Annotated in this window: 16 protein-coding genes; 8 read left to right on the forward strand and 8 right to left on the reverse strand. The window is 72.5% G+C overall.

What is annotated here, in order from left to right; genetic code table 11:
• Positions 1-26 precede the first annotated feature (26 nt).
• Positions 27-2075: a penicillin acylase family protein gene (locus AB0C01_RS25505; protein WP_357253198.1), complete on the reverse strand. Its 2049-nt coding sequence runs from the start codon at positions 2073-2075 to the stop codon at positions 27-29.
• Positions 2076-2259: 184 nt separating this feature from the next.
• On the opposite strand from AB0C01_RS25505, the gene AB0C01_RS25510 reads away from it, so the two are divergent.
• The 5 genes from AB0C01_RS25510 (at position 2260) to AB0C01_RS25530 (ending at position 8131) form a co-directional block, all read left to right on the forward strand.
• Positions 2260-3798 carry an aspartate aminotransferase family protein gene (locus AB0C01_RS25510; RefSeq protein ID WP_357572309.1) on the forward strand — a complete coding sequence of 513 codons (1539 nt, stop codon included), beginning with the start codon at positions 2260-2262 and terminating at the stop codon, positions 3796-3798.
• Positions 3799-3860: 62 nt separating this feature from the next.
• Complete coding sequence (locus tag AB0C01_RS25515) at positions 3861-5138, forward strand: SidA/IucD/PvdA family monooxygenase (RefSeq protein WP_357572397.1); 1278 nt, start codon at positions 3861-3863, stop codon at positions 5136-5138.
• On the forward strand, positions 5135-5743 hold the full coding sequence (locus AB0C01_RS25520; RefSeq protein ID WP_357572310.1) for a GNAT family N-acetyltransferase: 609 nt from the start codon (positions 5135-5137) through the stop codon (positions 5741-5743). The genes AB0C01_RS25515 and AB0C01_RS25520 overlap by 4 nt, the downstream gene beginning before the upstream one ends.
• On the forward strand, positions 5740-7581 hold the full coding sequence (locus tag AB0C01_RS25525) for an IucA/IucC family siderophore biosynthesis protein (RefSeq protein WP_357572311.1): 1842 nt from the start codon (positions 5740-5742) through the stop codon (positions 7579-7581). The genes AB0C01_RS25520 and AB0C01_RS25525 overlap by 4 nt, the downstream gene beginning before the upstream one ends.
• A gap of 49 nt (positions 7582-7630) precedes the next feature.
• A complete protein-coding gene (locus tag AB0C01_RS25530; RefSeq protein ID WP_357253190.1) occupies positions 7631-8131 on the forward strand; it encodes an anthrone oxygenase family protein in 501 nt (166 codons plus the stop codon).
• A 32-nt stretch (positions 8132-8163) separates the two neighbouring features.
• Here AB0C01_RS25530 and AB0C01_RS25535 read toward each other — a convergent pair whose 3' ends face one another.
• Positions 8164-8646: a MarR family winged helix-turn-helix transcriptional regulator gene (locus AB0C01_RS25535; protein ID WP_357253189.1), complete on the reverse strand. Its 483-nt coding sequence runs from the start codon at positions 8644-8646 to the stop codon at positions 8164-8166.
• 136 nt (positions 8647-8782) lie between these two features.
• On the opposite strand from AB0C01_RS25535, the gene AB0C01_RS25540 reads away from it, so the two are divergent.
• Positions 8783-9343, forward strand: coding sequence for an NAD(P)H-dependent oxidoreductase (locus tag AB0C01_RS25540; RefSeq protein WP_357253187.1), 561 nt, complete (start codon positions 8783-8785; stop codon positions 9341-9343).
• Between the two features lie 74 nt (positions 9344-9417).
• Here the strand turns inward: AB0C01_RS25540 and AB0C01_RS25545 are convergent, their stop codons facing one another.
• Positions 9418-10347, reverse strand: coding sequence for an SDR family NAD(P)-dependent oxidoreductase (locus AB0C01_RS25545; protein ID WP_357572312.1), 930 nt, complete (start codon positions 10345-10347; stop codon positions 9418-9420).
• A 118-nt stretch (positions 10348-10465) separates the two neighbouring features.
• On the opposite strand from AB0C01_RS25545, the gene AB0C01_RS25550 reads away from it, so the two are divergent.
• Entirely contained in the window at positions 10466-11371 is a 906-nt protein-coding gene (locus AB0C01_RS25550; protein ID WP_357572313.1) for a LysR family transcriptional regulator, read from the forward strand.
• A gap of 20 nt (positions 11372-11391) precedes the next feature.
• Here the strand turns inward: AB0C01_RS25550 and AB0C01_RS25555 are convergent, their stop codons facing one another.
• Both AB0C01_RS25555 and AB0C01_RS25560 read right to left on the reverse strand, forming a co-directional pair.
• Positions 11392-12309, reverse strand: coding sequence for an RNA polymerase sigma-70 factor (locus tag AB0C01_RS25555; protein ID WP_357572314.1), 918 nt, complete (start codon positions 12307-12309; stop codon positions 11392-11394).
• Positions 12306-13511: an FAD-dependent oxidoreductase gene (locus AB0C01_RS25560; RefSeq protein WP_357572315.1), complete on the reverse strand. Its 1206-nt coding sequence runs from the start codon at positions 13509-13511 to the stop codon at positions 12306-12308. Before AB0C01_RS25560 ends, AB0C01_RS25555 begins: the two co-directional genes overlap by 4 nt.
• Positions 13512-13637: 126 nt before the next feature.
• On the opposite strand from AB0C01_RS25560, the gene AB0C01_RS25565 reads away from it, so the two are divergent.
• A complete protein-coding gene (locus AB0C01_RS25565) occupies positions 13638-14930 on the forward strand; it encodes an MFS transporter (protein ID WP_357572316.1) in 1293 nt (430 codons plus the stop codon).
• On the opposite strand, the gene AB0C01_RS25570 is transcribed toward AB0C01_RS25565, so the two are convergent.
• From AB0C01_RS25570 to AB0C01_RS25580, 3 genes are read right to left on the reverse strand one after another with little or no spacing between them, the layout of a single operon-like run.
• The gene (locus AB0C01_RS25570; protein WP_357572317.1) at positions 14911-15396 is read right to left on the reverse strand and encodes a GNAT family N-acetyltransferase; all 486 of its coding nucleotides are present in this window, start codon (positions 15394-15396) and stop codon (positions 14911-14913) included. The genes AB0C01_RS25565 and AB0C01_RS25570 overlap by 20 nt on opposite strands.
• A 48-nt stretch (positions 15397-15444) precedes the next feature.
• Positions 15445-16455: an aminoglycoside phosphotransferase family protein gene (locus AB0C01_RS25575; protein WP_357572318.1), complete on the reverse strand. Its 1011-nt coding sequence runs from the start codon at positions 16453-16455 to the stop codon at positions 15445-15447.
• Positions 16452-17525 carry a LacI family DNA-binding transcriptional regulator gene (locus tag AB0C01_RS25580; RefSeq protein WP_357572319.1) on the reverse strand — a complete coding sequence of 358 codons (1074 nt, stop codon included), beginning with the start codon at positions 17523-17525 and terminating at the stop codon, positions 16452-16454. The genes AB0C01_RS25575 and AB0C01_RS25580 overlap by 4 nt, the downstream gene beginning before the upstream one ends.
• Positions 17526-17624: the final 99 nt, after the last annotated feature.

The raw sequence follows: 17624 nt of genomic DNA on the forward strand, positions 1-17624 counted from the left end.
CCTCGGCATCCCGGCCGGCGGCCGTGTCAGTCCCGCTCCTCGATGAGCTGGTCCCAGGAGGTGGTCACCGGCAACAGTCTTCCGGCCAGCCAGGCGGCGGTCTGGTCGTCGTGGTGCGGGTCGCCGGGCACCCCGCTGGCGCCCAGCGGGACCACCCAACGGCTGTCCTCGCGCCGGGCCAGGTCCCAGACGAAGCGCGCCGCCGGCCCCCGGAAGCACCAGTGGGTGACCCCGGGCACGCTGGAGGTGGCCAGCACACAGTCGTGGTCGCCGTCGAGTCCGGGGCCGGGTCCGAGATCCGGGTCGGGCAGCGCCCGCCACGCCGCGAGCCGGTGCAGGTCCCCCCACCGCACCGGGCAGTCCGCCGCTTCGGCGACCTCCTCGGCCGCGGCGCGCACCAGCGCGGCCACGTCCACACCAGGCAGCGGGGCCGCGCCGACCAGGTGCTCCAGCGCGTGACCGACGCGCGGGGTCAGTGCCAACCAGGGCGCGAAAACCTCGGGGTACGCGGGCGGCTCGGCCAGCGCGGCCAGCGCCGGGTGGGCGGCGAACCGGCGGACGACCGCGGCCCGCAGGAGGGCGAACTCCGCCGCGTCGGTGCTGTCGGCGGCCATCCGCCGGTCCCAGCGCAGCAGCCGTTCACGCAGCGCGGCGGCGGTCGGACCGAGGCCGGTCGACTCGGCCAGCACCGCCAGCAGCGGTCCGGCGGAGCCCAGGTGTGTGTCGGTGTGCACCGCGGCCACCGCGTCGGCCGTCCAGGCGTGCCCGGCGTCGAGCAGTTCGGCGATCCGGTCTGCCCGGTGCGGTGGGGCGAACTCGACGCCGAGCGGCGCCGCCAGCCCTCGCTCGTTGGCCATCACCGCCCGGCCGACCACCTCGGCCCGGGGCATCGGCGCGTACCAACCCTGCCAGGCGTGCGCGGCCTCCCAGGCGGGGACCACCCGCCGGCCGTTGTCCGGATGCCGTACCGGCACCGCCCCGGCGACCCGGTGCAGCAGCCCACCGGCGGTGTCCGCCGCCTGCACCACGTTGACCGGCTCCACCCAGTGCCGCAGCGCGTGGTCCACATCGGTCACGGTGCGGGCGCGCAGCAGCTCCGGCAGCGTCGCGAAGCCCAGCTCGGCGCGGACCCGGGGCGGGTAGCGCAGGCTGATCGCCGTCGCGTCGTCCGGCCCGCCGCTGATCACCGGACCCCGGTCGGTCTCCACCACCTCCACCTGGACCGGGTCGGCCCCGGCCACCAGGATCGTCTCGACGTGGACGTGCACCGGCCGCCAACCGTCCGGGCCGAGGGCCTGCACCTGCTCGCCGTCGCGGCGCAGTTGCTCGACGTACAGGTCCTGGTAGTCGGCCATCGCGTTGGTGATCGACCAGGCCACCGCGCCGGTGTGCCCGAAGTGCGCGATGCCCGGCACGCCCGGCACCGCCAGCCCGACCACGTCGTACTCCGGGCAGGCCAACCGGATCTGCTGGTAGACGCCGGGATCCTCCAGGAACCGGTGCGGGTCACCGGCGAGCAGCGCGGCGCCGGTGCCGGTGCGCGCGGCGGCGAGCAGCCACCCGTTGCTGCCGGCCACGGCGGGACCGTCGGTGGCGAACGCGTCGACCGCGTCCGGGCCGAGCCGCTGCGCCACGTGCTCACGCCAGAGCTTGCTCGGGAACCCCGCGAACAGGATGTGGTGGCCCAGCCAGACCGCCAGCGGTGTCCACGGCTCCCACCGGCCCGGTCGCAGCCCGGTCTTGGCGAACTCCGGCGCGCGTGCCGCCCCGGTGGCGAGGCTCTCGTTGACCCCGTCCACGTACGCGCCCACCCACTCGGCGGTCGCCGGGTCGAGTGTCGCGTGGCAGCGGCGTGCGGTGTCGTCGAGCCGGACCTGCCGGGCGAACCGGTCCCAGCCGAGCGCGTCGACGCCGAGGAAGGTGGCGCTGCTGCCCTGGGCGCGGTGCCGTTCCACCTCGAGCTGCCACGCCCGGTCGTACGCGGTCACCCGGCCCTGCGCCGCCGCCAGCGCGAGGGGGTCGTCGGCCCGCAGGTGCGGTACGCCCCACGGGTCGCGGAAACGCCGAGCATTCACGTGTGGGGCTCCCCAGTGGTGTGACGGCGAACCGCTGTTGACAATGACCGAGGTTAGGCTAACCTAACCCCGCTGCCTCGGTCGACCCGACCACCCCTTGATCGACAGCACTGCCCCCGGGAGGCGCGCGACCGCCCCGGGGGTGGTTCCGGCTGCCCTCGTCGAGAACGTGGAAGGACATCCAGTGACCGTGCCGACGTACCCCGTCGAGACCACCGCGCCACGACCGGCGCCGGCCGCCGCGCGGGCCCACCTGTTGCAGGACGGCTCGGTCGAGCAGTATCGGCGGACCATCGCCGAGGGCGTCGACCGGGTCGCCCGCCGGGTGGCCACGGTGGACCGCCCGCTCACCGGCATCACGCCGGCCGAGCTGGCCCCCCTGGTGGACCGGGTAAACCTGGACCGGCCGCTGGGCGACGCGAGCGCCGCGCTCGACGAGCTGGAGGACGTCTACCTGCGCGACGCCGTCTGGTTCCACCACCCCCGCTACCTGGCCCACCTCAACTGCCCGGTGGCGATCCCGGCGCTGCTCGGCGAGGCGGTGCTCACCGCCGTGAACTCGTCGCTGGACACCTGGGACCAGAGCGCCGGAGCGACACTGATCGAGCGACGGCTGATCGACTGGACCGCCGAACGGATCGGCCTCGGTCCCACCGCGGATGGTGTCTTCACCAGCGGCGGCAGCCAGTCCAACCTCCAGGCCCTGCTGCTGGCCCGGGAGGAGGCGTGCGCCGACGCGATCGGGCCGGCGGCGCGCGCCGAGTTGCTGCCCCGGCTGCGCGTACTCACCTCCGCCGCCGGTCACTTCAGCGTGCAGAAGTCGGCCAAGCTGCTCGGCCTCGCCCCGGACGCCGTGATCGCGGTGCCCACCGACGCCCGGCGGCGGATCCGCCCGGCCGCCGTCCGCGAGGAGATCGCGCGGTGCCGGCAGGCCGGCCTGGTGGTGATGGCCGTCGTGGCCACCGCCGGCACCACCGACTTCGGCTCCATCGACCCGCTCCCGGAGCTGGCCGAGATCCGCGCGGCGACAGGCGTCTGGCTGCACGTCGACGCCGCGTACGGCTGTGGGCTGCTCGTCTCGCCGACGCGGCGGCACCTGCTCGACGGCATCGAGCGGGCCGACTCGGTGACCGTCGACTTCCACAAGTCCTTCTTCCAGCCGGTCAGCTCCAGCGCGCTGCTGGTCCGCGACCGGCAGGCGCTGCGGCACGCCACCTACCACGCCGACTACCTCAACCCGGCCCGGATGGTGCAGCAGCGCATCCCCAACCAGGTCGACAAGAGCCTGCAGACCACCCGCCGCTTCGACGCGCTGAAGCTCTGGCTGACCCTGCGGGTGATGGGGCCGGACGCCCTCGGCGCGCTCTTCGACGAGGTGATCGACCGGGCCGCCGACGCGTGGCAGTTGGTCAGCGAGGACCCCCGATTCGAGGTGGTGACCCGCTCCGACCTGAGCACCGTGGTCTTCCGGTACCTCCCCACCGGGGCGGGCCGGGGCCTCGCCGACGCCGCCAACCTGCACGCCCGGGAGGCCCTCGCGGCGTCCGGTCTCGCCGTGGTCGCCGGCACCCGGGTCGACGGCCGACACTTCCTGAAGTTCACCCTGCTCAACCCGGCCACCACCGTCGACGACGTCGGCTACGTGCTGGACCTGATCGCCACCCACGCCGGCCGGTACGTGCACGACCACGTCGCCGCCGAGCTGACCTGCCACGTCGGCTGATGCCGACCGACCTGCCACGTCGGCTGATGCCGGTGAACCCGAATTCGCGCCTGGAGACCCGGATGTCCACCCACGACTTCATCGCCATCGGGCTGGGCCCGTACAACCTGGGGCTGGCCTGCCTCACCGCGCCCATCGACGACCTGGACGGGGTGTTCCTGGAGGCCCGGCCGAGCCTCGCCTGGCACCCCGGCATGCTGCTGGAGTCGGCCCGGTTGCAGACCCCGTTCATCGCCGACCTGGTCAGCCTCGCCGACCCGACCTCGCCGTACTCCTTCCTCAACTACCTCAAGGAGATCGGCCGGCTCTACCCGTTCTACATCCGGGAGAGCTTCTACCCCCTGCGCAGCGAATACGACGCGTACTGCCGGTGGGCGGCGGCGAAGCTGCCGAACCTGCGCTTCGGTCAGACCGTGACCACTGTGGAGTTCGACACCGCCGACCAGCGGTACGTGGTGCGGGCCAGCACCGGCACGGGGGAGACCGTCGAATATCGCGCCCGGCACCTGGTGCTCGGCACGGGCACGCCGCCGCACCTGCCCGACGCGGTCGCCGACCTGCCCGGCGACGCCGTGCACAACTCCCGCTACCTGGAGCAACGGACGGCGCTGCGCACCAAGCGCAGCATCACCGTGGTGGGCAGCGGACAGAGCGCCGCCGAGGTCTACCACGACCTGCTCGGCGACATCGACAGGTACGGCTACCAACTCAACTGGGTGACCCGGTCGCCGCGGTTCTTCCCGCTGGAATACACGAAGCTGACGCTGGAGATGACCTCACCGGACTACGTGGACTACTTCCACGCCCTGCCCGAGGCGACCCGCTACCGGCTGGAGTCCGACCAGAAGGGCCTGTTCAAGGGGATCAACGCCGACCTGATCAACGACATCTTCGACCTGCTGTACGCGCTGAGCGTCAACGGGCCGGTGAACACCCGCCTGCTCACCAACACCGAGCTGGTCAGCGCCGCGCACCAGGACGGCGCGTACACGTTGGGGTTGCGTCAGGTCGAGCAGGAACGGGACCTCACGCTGCGTACGGAGGGCCTCGTCCTGGCCACCGGCTACCACTACCGGGTGCCGGAGTTCCTCGCGCCGGTGCGCGATCGGATCCGCTGGGATGCGCACGGCCGCTTCGACGTGGCCCGCAACTACAGCATCGACCACAGCGGGCGGGGCATCTTCCTGCAGAACGCGGGCACCCACACGCACAGCATCACCTCACCGGACCTGGGGATGGGCGCCTACCGCAACTCCTGGATCATCCGGGAGCTGCTCGGCCGGGAGCACTACCCGATCGAGAAGAGCATCACCTTCCAGGAGTTCGGGGTGACGTCGTGAGCGCCGTCTTCACCCGCCTCGACGATCGGCTCGGTGGGTTCGCGCTGCGTCCGCTCGACGCCGACGCCGACGCCGCGCTGCTGCACACCTGGGTGACCCACCCGAAGGCGGCGTTCTGGCTGATGCAGGACGCCGACGTGACCCGGGTGGCCGACGAGTACCGGCAGATCGCCGCGCACCCGCACCACGACGCGTACCTGGGGCTGTGGCGGGGGAGTCCCGCGTTCCTCGCCGAACGCTACGACCCGGCCCACGTCGAGCTGGTCGGCCTCTACGACCACCAGCCCGGTGACGTGGGCATGCACTTCCTCTGCGCGCCGGTCGGCACTCCGGTGCACGGCTTCACCCGGGCGGTGCTCACCACCGTCATGGCCTGGCTCTTCGCCGACCCGGCGACCCGTCGGGTCGTGGTCGAGCCGGACGTCCGCAACACCGCGGTGCACGCGCTGAACGCCGCCGTCGGCTTCACCGCCGTCGGCCCGATCGTCAAGCCCGAGAAGGACGCGCTGCTCAGCGTCTGCACCCGAGCCCAGTTCCAGGCCGCTGCCGACCGCGCCGCTGCCGACCGCGCCGCCGCCACCCGAACCGAAGGAGCCCCGGCGTGACCGCCACCGCCGTCCCCGCCCAGACCGCCGCCGCCTATGACAGCATCGGCGACCCGGTCGGGCATCTCACCCCCCAGCGTTGGGCCCGGGCCAACCGGCTGCTGGTCCGCAAGGCGCTCGCCGAGTTCACCCACGAGCGGCTGCTCACCCCGCAGCCGGTGCCGGGTCCGGACGACCGGCAGTGGTACGAGGTGCGCAGCGACGACGGCACGGTCACCTACCGGTTCGCCGCGCGGGTCCTGGCCCTGGCGCACTGGCAGATCGACGCGGACAGCATCACCCGGCACCGCGACGACACGACGCTGCCGCCCGACGCGGTGGACCTGATCGTCGAGCTGCGCGGCACCCTCGGGCTCTCCGCGCGGGTGCTCCCGGTCTACCTGGAGGAGATCACCTCGACGCTGGCCGGCACCGCGTACAAGCTCTCCCAGGCCGCGCCGAGCGCCGCCGAACTGGCCGACGCGGACTTCCAGACCATCGAGACGTCGATGACCGAGGGCCACCCGTGCTTCGTGGCCAACAACGGCCGGCTCGGCTTCGGCGTCGACGAATACCACAGGTACGCGCCGGAGGCCGCCGCACCGGTCCGGCTGGAGTGGCTCGCCGCGCACCGGGACCACTCGACGTTCAGCAGCGCCGCCGACCTCGACTACGACACGCTGATCGAGAGCGAGCTGGACGCCGAGACCCGGGCCCGGTTCGCGGCCACGATGACCGATCTCGGGCTGGACCTCGCCGACTACCACCTGATCCCCGCGCACCCGTGGCAGTGGTGGAACAAGCTGGCGGTCACCTTCGCCGGGGAGTTGGCCGCGCGCCGGCTGGTGCACCTCGGCCCGGGGCCGGACGTGTACCTCGCCCAGCAGTCCATCCGCACCTTCTTCAACGTCACCGCGCCACACCGGCACTACGTGAAGACCGCGTTGTCGGTGCTGAACATGGGCTTCATGCGAGGGCTGTCGGCGGCGTACATGGCGGCCACCCCGGCGATCAACGACTGGCTGGCCGAGCTGATCGCCTCCGACGAGGTGCTGACCGGCACCGGCCTGACCGTCATCCGGGAGCGGGCCGCCGTGGGTTACCGGCACCGGCAGTACGAGGCGGCGACCGACCGCACCTCCCCCTACCGCAAGATGTTGGCCGCCCTGTGGCGGGAGAGCCCGGTGCCCGACCTCGCGCCGGGACAGCGACTGTCCACCATGGCCGCGCTGCTGCACGTCGACGACGAGGGTGGCTCACTGGCGGCGGCGCTGATCGCCCGGTCCGGCCTGGCCCCCGAGGTGTGGCTGCGCCGCTACCTGGACGCCTACCTGACCCCGCTGCTGCACAGCTTCTACGCCCACGACCTGGCCTTCATGCCGCACGGCGAGAACGTCATCCTGGTCCTCGACGAGCACGACACGGTCCAGCGGGTGATCTTCAAGGACATCGCCGAGGAGATCGCGGTGATGAGCGACGAGGTCGAGCTGCCCGCCGAGGTGGAACGGATCCGGGTCGACGTGCCCGACGACACCAAGCTGCTGACCATCTTCACCGACGTGGTGGACTGCTTCCTGCGCCACCTCAACGCGGTGCTGGTCGAGGCCGGTGTGCTCGCCGAGGACGACTTCTGGCGTACGGTCGCGACCTGCGCCGCCGACTACTTCGACCGGGTGCCGCACCTGGCCGAGCGGGTCCGCCACTACGACCTGTTCGCACCGGAGTTCACGCTGTCCTGCCTCAACCGGCTCCAGTTGCGCGACAACCAGCAGATGATCGACCTGTCCGACCCGTCGGCGGCGCTGCAGTTCGTCGGCACCCTCGTCAACCCGTTGGCTGCCCACGCTCCGACCCGGTGACCATGATCGGGTCTGGTCAGCAGGCGTGCCAGCGGGTGCAATGGTGCCCATGGGATTCCTGAGTACCGCGAGCCTGTTCGTCGCCACGGTGACCACCGGCCTGACCGCCGGGTTGTTCGCCGCCTTCGCGTACGCGGTCATGCCGGGCCTGGGCCGCACCGACGACCGGACGCTGGTGCTCGCCATGCGACGGATCAACGAGTCCATCCTCAACGGGTGGTTCGCCGTCTGCTTCGGCGGTGCGCTGCTGTTCACGCTGCTGGCGGCGGCGCTGCACCTGGCCGCCGACCGCCGGGCGGTGCTGCCCTGGATCGTCGCCGGGCTGCTGCTGTACCTGGTGGTGCTCGGTGTCACCGCCGCGGTGAACGTGCCGCTCAACAACGTGCTGGCCCGCGCCGGCGACGTGGACGGGGGCACCGACCTCGCGGCCCTACGGGAGCGTTTCGAGGTGAGCTGGGTACGCGGCAACGTGCTCCGCGCGGTCGCGTCGACCGGCGCCTTCGGGCTGCTGGCGTGGGCGCTGGTCGTGGCGGGGCGGCTACCCGGTTGAGTCGCCGGACGACCGGCTGGGCCGGGCCGGGCTCAGTCGGTCGTCTCGGTGCTCTCGGCGGTGCCGGCCCGCTGGAACGCGCGGGTCAGCTGGGCGAGGTCGAAGCTCTCGAAGTGCTGAAGGAAGCGCCGGCGGACGGCGTCCAGGTGGCTGGGCCAGGACTCCTCCAGGCGGGCGAACCCCGCGTCGGTGAGCACGGCGTTCCAGCCGCGCGCGTCCTCCGCGCAGCGCTCCCGCTTGACCAGGCCCTGTGTCTCCAGCCGGATGATGGTGCGGGTCATGCCGCTGAGCGAGAGGTAGCAGGCCGCGGCGAGCTCGTTCATCCGCATCCGCCGGTCCGGCGCCTCGGATAGGTTCATCAGAGCGGTGTATTCGGTGAGCGGTAGCTGACGGTCACCGACCATGTCGGCGTCGATCGCGCGGGGCAGCACGTGCATCACCTGACCCAGGGCGCGGACCAGGGCCTCCTCGTCGGGGTTGAGGGGTTGCAGGGGTTCTGCGGCGGGGTTGGACATCCTCACAGCATACTTGCTTGATTGAGCAACTGATTACTCAGCGTGTGACCACGACCATAGAGGCGACATTTGCTTGACCAAGCAATCACCGGCTAGCGTCGGGCCGTCAGCCCAAGCACCGAGGAAAGGCGCCACCATGACCAGGATCGGGATCATTCTCGGCAGCACCCGCCCGGGGCGTAACGGTGAAGCCGTTGCCCGCTGGGTGCTCGAGATCGCCAAGCAGCGCTCCGACGCGGAGTACGAGCTGATCGACCTGCTCGACTACCAGCTGCCGCACCTCGACGAGGCGTACCCGCCGTCGATGGGCCAGTACTCCCAGCCGCACACGAAGCGGTGGGCCGAGACGATCGCCTCCTACGACGGGTTCATCATCGTCACCCCCGAGTACAACCACTCGACCTCGGGTGCCCTGAAGAACGCGATCGACTTCCTGTACGCCGAGTGGAACAACAAGGCCGTGGGCTTCGTCAGCTACGGCTCGGTCGGCGGCGCGCGAGCCGTGGAGCACCTGCGGTTGATCTCCGGTGAGCTGCAGATGGCCGACGTGCGTTCGCAGGTCGCGCTGTCGCTCTTCACCGACTTCGAGAACTTCAGCGTGTTCAAGCCCAACGAGTTCCAGCGGGACGCGCTCACCACCACCCTCGACCAGGTGGTCGCCTGGAGCGCCGCGCTCGCGCCGCTGCGCCAGGCCTGATCGTCTCGAGCACGTCCGTAGGCGGCCGCGGGATCCCTCCCGCGGCCGTCTGCGTCTGTCCGCCTCCCGGGTGGTCAGGCCCGCCCCGCGTCGGCGAGCAGGTCGAGCGAGACCTGCCACAGCCGCGCCGCCGCCACGGGATCGGTCGCGTGGTCGGCGACGCCCTGCAACGGCGTCTCCGGGCGGTGGCGTGCAGCCTGGTCGCAGTCCTCGAAGTAGCGACCGCCGACGCCGTCGAGCTGCGGCCAGGCGGCGAGCAGCACCGAGGTCGCCGCCCCCTGCTCCGGGGTCTTGAAGTCGAACGCCGGCAGCCCCGCGTAGTCCTCCTCGGTGAGGTGCCGCCCCAGGTTCGTGGCGACCGCTCCCGGGTTGGCCGCGTTGACGGTGATGCCGTCGTCGGCCCAGCGCCGGTTCGCCTCGACCGCGAACAGCGCGGTGGCGGTCTTCGACTCGCCGTAGGCGAGCAGCCGGTCATAGGGGCGTGCGCGGAAGTTGACGTCCTCGAAGACCATCGGCGCCTGCACGTGGGCGATGGAACTGAGCGACACCACGCGGGCCCGGCCGGCCGCCGCGAGCGCCCGGTGCAGCCCGGTGGTGAGCGTGAAGTGGCCGAGGTGGTTCGTGGCGAACTGCAACTCCCAGCCCTCCGGCGTGCGCGTCTCGGGGGTCGCCGACACACCGGCGTTGTTGACCAGGATGTGCAGGGGACCCGCCCAGGCCGCGACGAAGGCCGCGATCGACCGCTGGTCGGAAAGATCCAACGGTACGACCCGGATGGACGCGCCGTCCCCGATGTCCTGCGCTGTCCGCTGCCCGGCCCGGATGTCCCGTACCGGTAGGGTCACCTCGGCGCCCGCGCTCGCGAGGGCTCGGGCCGTCTCCACGCCGATGCCCGACGAGGCGCCGGTGACGACGGCGCGCTGCCCGCTGAGGTCGACACCGGCCACCACGTCACTGGCGGTGGACCGGGCGTGGAACGGCGTGGTGAGTCGTGTTGCACTCATGATCGGCTTCCTTCGGTGGGTGTCGTCGGGAGGCCGTTACCGCCTCCCGAACGATCCTGCGCGGAGGTCCGACGAGACGGCCAACACACGCTTCCTGACCTGGCTACAGTCTGTCCCTGTGGCCACCCCTGAGCTGCGGCAACTGCGATACTTCCTGGTCCTCGCGGAGGAGCTGAGCTACACCCGTGCCGCCGCCCGGCTGATGATCGCCCAGCAGTCGCTGTCCCAGCAGATCACCGCACTGGAACGCACCCTCGGGGCGAAGCTGTTCGACCGCGACTCCCGCGGCACCACCCTGACCGACATCGGTGCCCTGTTCCGGCCCGAGGCGCAGGCCGTGACGGACCGCGCCGACGAGGCCGTCGCCGTCGTGGGGCGCGCCCTGCGGGGCGAGGTCGGCAGCCTGCGACTCGCCTTCCTGACCACCGTCGCCAACCACCTCCTGCCCCCGGTGGTCCGGGCCGTGCACCGGCAACTTCCCGATCTTCACCTGGCCACCGAGTCCACCGCCATCGCGCCGCTGGTGCGGGGCGTGCTCGGCGGCCACTACGACGTCGCCTTCACCCGGACCCCGCTGGTCCCCGGCCTGACGTCCCGGAGGCTGACGACCGAACCGGTGTGCGCGGTGCTGCCCGAGGGCCACCCGCTCGCGGACCGCGCCGAGCTGACGCTCGCCGACCTGGCGGACGAACCGTGGGTGACGACGCCGCGCACCTCCTGGGAACCCTGGCACCGCACCTTCGAGGAGCAGTTCCGGGAGGCCGGGTTCGTGCCGAACGTCGTCCAGGAGGACGCCAGCGTGCAGAGTCTCCTCGGCCTGGTCGCCGCCGGAGTCGGCGTCACCCGGCTCGCCAGCTCGGCAGCCAGCCTTCGCCGCAGCGGCGTGGTGTTCGTCCCACTGACCGGCGCCTACGCCCACACCGAGATGGTCTGGCTGCCGGGCGACGCCGCGCCCGCCCTGCGCCGGCTCCTGGACGTGGTAACCGACCTCGCGGCCACGACCGACCTCACCAGGACCGGCTGACCGGCCGGCCCGTCAGCGGCTCAGCCCGTCCGGAGATGGTGGGTGGTGCCGTCGGCGACCGCTCGGAGCTTGTCGGGGTTGGCCACGTTGTGGATGGCGGTGACGCGGCCAGCGGCGTCGATGTCGAGGCAGATGGTGGCGACCACGCGGCCCGCACCGCTGAACACCAGGCCCGGACCACCGTTGATCTCGACCAGGGCGGCGTGCATGTCGTGCGGCTCGACGCCCTGGTAGGTGACGGTGCCGATGGCCGCGAACCAGGCGGCGACCGACTCCGCGCCCCGGACGGGACGTCGGGCCTGGCGGACCTTTCCGCCACCGTCGGTCCACAACGTCACGTCCGGGGACAGCAACTCCAGCAGGGTGTTGAGGTCCCCGCCGGTCGCGGCGGCGAGGAACCGCTCGGTCACGCCGCGCTGCTGCGACCGGTCCACGGTGAAGCGGGGCCGCTGGGCCCGTACGTGCTCGCGCGCACGGTGGGCGGTCTGGCGGACCGCGGCCTCGGAGCGTTCCACCGCCACCGCGATCTCCGCGTGACTGAACTCGAACACCTCCCGCAGGACGAACACCGCGCGTTCGAGCGGGCTGAGCGTCTCCAACACCACGAGCATCGCCATCGACACCGACTCGGCGTCGGTGACGGCGTCGGCGGTGTCCCCAGCGGTCAGGACGGGCTCGGGCAACCACGGTCCCGGATAGGTCTCGCGGTGCCGTCGGGCCGAGCGCAGGCGCTCCAGCGCGAGGTTCGCCACGATGCGGGCCAGGTACGCCTTGGGGTCGGCGACCTGGGCGCGGTCGGCCGAGGACCACCTGATCCAGGCGTCCTGCACCGCGTCCTCGGCATCGGCCGCGGTGCCGAGGATGCGGTAGGCCACCGAGAACAGCAGGTTGCGGTGACGGTGGAAGACCTGCTCGTCCGGGTCGGGCGGGTGCGTCACCGCGCGTCGTCCCGCCGACGGGTGAAGCGGCCGCCACGCGGCCAGAAGACGCCGGAGGAGGGCATGGTCGTCATGCGCCGGTACGTCGGCCAGGGTGAGGCGCTCACGGTCTCCTTGTACCAGACCGCCGGACGCCCGGTCAGGCACCCGCGGCGAGGGCTGTCGTCGGGGCGGGTGAACTGCACGACCGCGTCGTTTCGGCCCAGGCTCACCGGCGTGTGGTAGTAACCGAACCGGAACTGCCGGGGTTGCCTGCCCCGCAGCGAGCGGACGATCGACACCGCCGCGTGCACTCCGGTCGGCATGCCGCTCTGGCAGGTTCCGTGCAGGACGCCGTAGCCCTGCCGGATCGCCGCCGCGTCGCCGATCGCGTACACGTCGGGGTGCGACACCGACCGCAACGTGGCGTCGGTGACGACGCGACCGCGTTCGTCCACGGTCAGCCCCGCGGCGACGGCCAGCGGCGACACCCGCGTACCGGCCGTCCAGAGGACGACGTCGGCCGCGATGGTCCGCGCACCGGCCAGTTCGACCCCGTCGGGCAGCACCTTCGTGACCGCTGTCCCGCTGATCACCTGGACACCGAGGCGGGTGAGCGCGGCCCGCAGGTGCGACCGCGCCCTCGCGGTCATCCTCGCCCCGGGATCCTGCCGGCCCACCAGCACGACGTCGAGTTCCGGGTGGCGTTCGGCGATCTCCGCGGCCGACTCGACGCCGGTCAACCCGCCGCCGACCACGACGACCGTGCCGCCGCCGAGCCGCGCCAGCCGATCCGCCAGCGTCGTCGCGTCGCTCGGACCGTCCAGCGTGTACGCGTGCTCCTCGACACCCGGCACCACCGCCGTGTCGGTCACGCTGCCCAACCCGTACACCAGGGTGTCGTAGCGCAGCACCCGACTGTCGTCGATCCGGACGGTCCTCGCCTGCGCGTCGACAGCCGTCACCCAGCCGCGGACGAAGTGTGCGCCCGTGTCCGCCAGCAGCGTGGGGATGTCCAACTCGGCGACGCGTTGCCCGGTCGCCGTCAGGTGCAGCCGGAGGCGCTCGGTGAACCGCTCGTGCGCGTTCACCAGGGTCACCCGCACGTCGGCATTCCTGGTCCGGGCCGCGAGCTGGGTCGCCGCGGCCATGCCCGCGTAACCCGCACCGAGCATCAGGACGTGGTGCGTGCCCGCCGGGCCGGTGGTGTGCGCTGTGCTCATTGTTGTCGCCTCTCTGCGGGGATTGACGACCACGAGATGCGCGGCGGCCCCGGCTTCGTGACATCGGGTCGGTGTGACGCCCGCCACGGCCAGCACTGGGTGGCCGGGTCCACTACCCTCGTCGCGATGAGCCGATCCGCCGCCCTCGGCCGGCCTCCGCTGTGGCGGGACCGCACCTTCGGCACGTACTGGGTCGCCCAGTCGCTCTCCGCGGCCGGTGACTCGTTCGCCTACCTGGCGGTGCCGCTGCTGGTCCTCCAGGCCACCGGGTCGGTGGCGCAGATGGGCCTGCTCACCGCCGTCGCGGGCGCGGCGTCCGTCGTCGCCGGGATCTTCGGCGGGGTGCTCGTCGACAGGTACGACCGCCGCACCCTGATGATCGTGGCGGACCTGGCTCGGTTGGTGCTCTACGGCCTGGTGCCACTTGCCTGGCTCGCCGGCCCGCAGGTCTGGCTGCTCTTCGTCGTGCTGCCGATCTGCGAGGCGGTCGGCATGCTGTTCCAGGTCGCGGCGGTGACCGCGGTCCGCAACCTCGTCGACTCCGACCGGATCACCGAGGCCAACGGCCGGTTGCAGGCGACGTACGCGGCGGCGGCCGTCCTCGGGCCGCTGCTCGCCGGCGTGGTGTCGGCCAGCTTCGGCCCGGCGCTCGCCATCGCCGTCAACGCGGCGAGCTTCGCCCTCTCGGCAACCGGTCTGTGGCTGATCCGGCTGCGACCCGTACGAGCCGACGCCGCCGCACCGGCGACCCGCGAGCGGCCACTGGCCGAGTTCCTGGCCGGTGCGCGGTTCCTGTGGCGGCAGCCCGTGCTGCGCGCGCTGACCGTCCTGTTGTCGGTGTTCATCTTCCTGACCTACGGCTTCACCGACGTGCTGATCTACCACGTCACCCACGACCTCGGCGGCTCCGAGGGCACGGTCGGCGCGGTGCTCGGCCTGGCGGCGCTGGGCACGGTCGCCGGTGCGCTGCTGGTGGCCCCGCTGCGCCGTCGACGTGGCTTCGGCGCGACCTGGATCGGCGCGCACTCGGTCTGCGGTTTCGCCGTGGCGGGCGTCGGCCTCGCGACGAGCGTGCCGGCGGTCACCGCGCTGACCGCGGTGTACCTGTGCTGCCTGAGTGTCGGCGGGATCTGCTCGATGTCGCTGCGCCAGGAGATCACCCCCGACCACCTGCTCGGTCGGGTCACCTCGGCGTTCTGGAGCACGCACTACGCCCTCGGGCCGATCGGCGCCGCCACGCTGACCTGGGCCGCCGGCCGGTACGGCGTCCAGGCGGTCACCCTCGCGGCCGGCGCTGGCTGCCTGCTGGTCGCGGTCGGTGGCCTCTTCACCCCGGTCCGCCGCGCCGGCGCCGAGGCGCGTCGTCCGCCGGCCGAGGCCGAGGCCGGTCAGCCGCCGGTCAGAACTCCTGGTACATGACGTGCAGACCGACCCGGCCGAGGGTGGGGTGGCGGAACGCGCCGGGCACGGTGCCGACCACCGCGAAACCCTCCCGCCGGTACAGCTCGACCGCTGAGCTGTTGCTCTCCACCACGGCGTTGAACTGCATGCCGGCGTACCCCTGAAGGCGGGCCCAGGTCAGGGCGTCGCGGCACAGCGCGGTGCCCACGCCCCGGCCCCGGGCCTCGGCGGCGACCAGGAAGCTCGCGGTGGACACGTGCGCTCCCGGCCCGGGCCGGTTGGTGCCCATCTTCGCGGTGCCGAGCACCCGCTCGCCGTCGACCGCGACGACGGTCCGACCCGGCGGCGTCTCCACCCACATGCCGTACGCCTGCTCGGTGGTCATCGCCGGGTCGTAGGGGAAGGTCTCCCGGGTCCGGATCACGTCCTCGACGATCGGCCACACCTGCGACCAGTCCTCCGCCACGAACTCCCGAATCTGCACGCCGAGAAGGGTAGGAGCGGCGAGCCGCCCGGACAAACGGAATTGGGGTCAGGCCGTGAGCGCGCGAAGTTCCGCGTCCAGCAGCGTTGCGAGCCGGGCGTGCCGCTGCGGATGGCTGCTCGGGGTCATGCCACGGCTGGGCATCTCCACGGTCATCAGCAGGTACAGGTGCAGTCGATAGAGACCGAGGCGGCGGCGTGCGGAGGCGTCCAGCACCAAGGGTGTGTCGGCGGCGTCGCGGTAGCCGCGCAACAGCGGATGCTCCGGCTCGTCCTCGACGCGCCGGAAGAGCAGCGGCGAGACCAGGTCCAGCAGGGGGTCGCCGTAGAGGAACCGTTCGCCGTCGACCAGGCCGCACAGCCGAAGCCGACCCTGCGCGTCGGGCGCGGCCAGCACGTTGCCGTCCCAGCAGTCGAAGTGCAGCAGCGCCGGTCGGCGTACCTCGTCCAGCACGTCGGCGTGCCGCCCGACGAGCGTGTGCAGGCGATCCGGGGTCACCGGCAGCCGCACGTGCCAGTCGGTCGCGTCGGCGAGCAGCGCGTCGAGCATCGCCGTGAACGCCACCCGCCAGGTCGCTGCGCCGGCCCGGTCGCCGTCGTACCCGAACCGGTCGCCGGTGACCCGGTGCAACGCGGCGAGGGCGACGCCGAGGTCGTAGCGCGCGTCGTCGACGGCGACGTCGGCCTTGGCCAGCTCGGACAGGGACCGGCCGGGCAGCAGCGCGGTGACCAACCACTCGCCGTACGGGGGGTCGGTGCCGTGCCACAACACCGGGGGTACGGGTACCTGCGGGGCGTGCTCCGCGACGAGGCGGAAGTAGCGGGCCTCGGCGGCGCAGAGTCCGCGTTCGTAGCGCAGCAGCGGCGTACCGGCCGGCGGGGCGAGCTTCAGCACCACCCGGCGGTCGTCGTCGAGGCGTGCCCACCAGACCGTCGCGTATCCGCCGCCGGCCAGCGGTCCGGCGTCCCGGACCCGGGTGTGCGGGCCGAACGACGCCCGGACCAGATACGCCACGTCGTCACCGGTGAGCAGACGCTGCGTCGGGCTGACGCCGGTCACGAGACGGTGTCACCCGCTCGAGCGCGCGGCGCGGCGCCGACGGTCACCGGTGCGGCGGGCGGAACGGGACCGGCGGTGTCCCTGCGGACCAGCTCGGCGGGGAGCACCTCGACCCGCGGGGTCGGGGCCTCCGCACCGAGCACCAGGGACATCGCCCGGACTCCCAGGTCCACGAGCGGCAACCGCACGGTGGTCAGCGCCGGGGTGACGTCCCGGGCGATCGGCATGTCGTCGAACCCCACCACGGAGATCTGCTGCGGCACGTCCAGCCCACGGGTCCGCAGGGTGGCGAGCACCCCGATGGCCATCGAGTCGTTGAGGGCCACGATCGCGGTCAGCTCCGGGTCGGCGTCGAGTAGTCGGGCGGTCGCCTCGGCGCCGCCGTCGCGGTCGAACCCGGCGTACCGGATGCGCCGTTCCGGCAGGTCCCGGCCCTGCTCGCCGAGGGCCTGCCGCAGGCCGGCCAGGCGGTCGGTCGTGGTGGTCAGGATGCGCGGACCGGCGGCCACCCCGATCACCCGGTGCCCCAGCCCGCACAGCTCCCGTCCGGCGAGGTAGCCGCCGGCCCGGTTGTCCGGCATCACCGCGTCGCCGGAGTGTTCGTGCCGACCGATCACCGCCACCCGCCCGCCGGTGGCCTCGTACGCGGCGAGCTTCTCGTTGAGCTGCCGGGTGAACGCCTCGTCGTGGTAACCGGACCCGGCCAGGATCAGCGCCGCGACCTGGTGGCCGCGCAGCAGCTCCACGTACTCCAGCTCGCGGTCCGGATCCCGGTAGCTGTTGCAGATCATCAGCAGCCGGCCCTGGTCGGTGGCGACGCGTTGCAGGCCGCGGGTGATCTCGGCGAAGTACGGGTCGGAGACGTCGTGCACGATCACGCCCACCGCGCTGCGGTGCGAGCGGGCCAGCAGTTGAGCGTGGGCGTTCGGCACGTACTGCAACTCGGCGACGGCGGCGAGCACCCGCTCCCGCAGCTCGTCGGTCACCGGTTTGCTGCTGCAGTTGATCACGCGGGAGGCGGTGGCGGGTGAGACGCCCGCCCGGCGTGCCACATCGGACAGGGTCGCCATGGCCCGCCCTCTCGGTCTGTCGACGGCGTCTCGCCGTGCCGGCTAGCGCCACGGTACCGCAGAGAAAGCCCTTTCCCGCGGGGTGACCGGGCGCTGTCG

Source organism: Micromonospora sp. NPDC048905 (assembly GCF_040649655.1).
Taxonomy (GTDB): Bacteria; Actinomycetota; Actinomycetes; order Mycobacteriales; family Micromonosporaceae; genus Micromonospora.

What these genes read in the sequence shown, in the direction of transcription:
- AB0C01_RS25515 (WP_357572397.1), top strand. Translation starts at nt 3,861, where the DNA reads ATGTCCACCCACGACTTCATCGCCATCGGGCTGGGCCCGTACAACCTG.
- AB0C01_RS25530 (WP_357253190.1), top strand. Translation starts at nt 7,631, where the DNA reads ATGGGATTCCTGAGTACCGCGAGCCTGTTCGTCGCCACGGTGACCACC.
- AB0C01_RS25535 (WP_357253189.1), bottom strand. Translation starts at nt 8,646, where the DNA reads ATGTCCAACCCCGCCGCAGAACCCCTGCAACCCCTCAACCCCGACGAG.
- AB0C01_RS25540 (WP_357253187.1), top strand. Translation starts at nt 8,783, where the DNA reads ATGACCAGGATCGGGATCATTCTCGGCAGCACCCGCCCGGGGCGTAAC.
- AB0C01_RS25545 (WP_357572312.1), bottom strand. Translation starts at nt 10,347, where the DNA reads ATGAGTGCAACACGACTCACCACGCCGTTCCACGCCCGGTCCACCGCC.
- AB0C01_RS25560 (WP_357572315.1), bottom strand. Translation starts at nt 13,511, where the DNA reads ATGAGCACAGCGCACACCACCGGCCCGGCGGGCACGCACCACGTCCTG.
- AB0C01_RS25565 (WP_357572316.1), top strand. Translation starts at nt 13,638, where the DNA reads ATGAGCCGATCCGCCGCCCTCGGCCGGCCTCCGCTGTGGCGGGACCGC.
- AB0C01_RS25580 (WP_357572319.1), bottom strand. Translation starts at nt 17,525, where the DNA reads ATGGCGACCCTGTCCGATGTGGCACGCCGGGCGGGCGTCTCACCCGCC.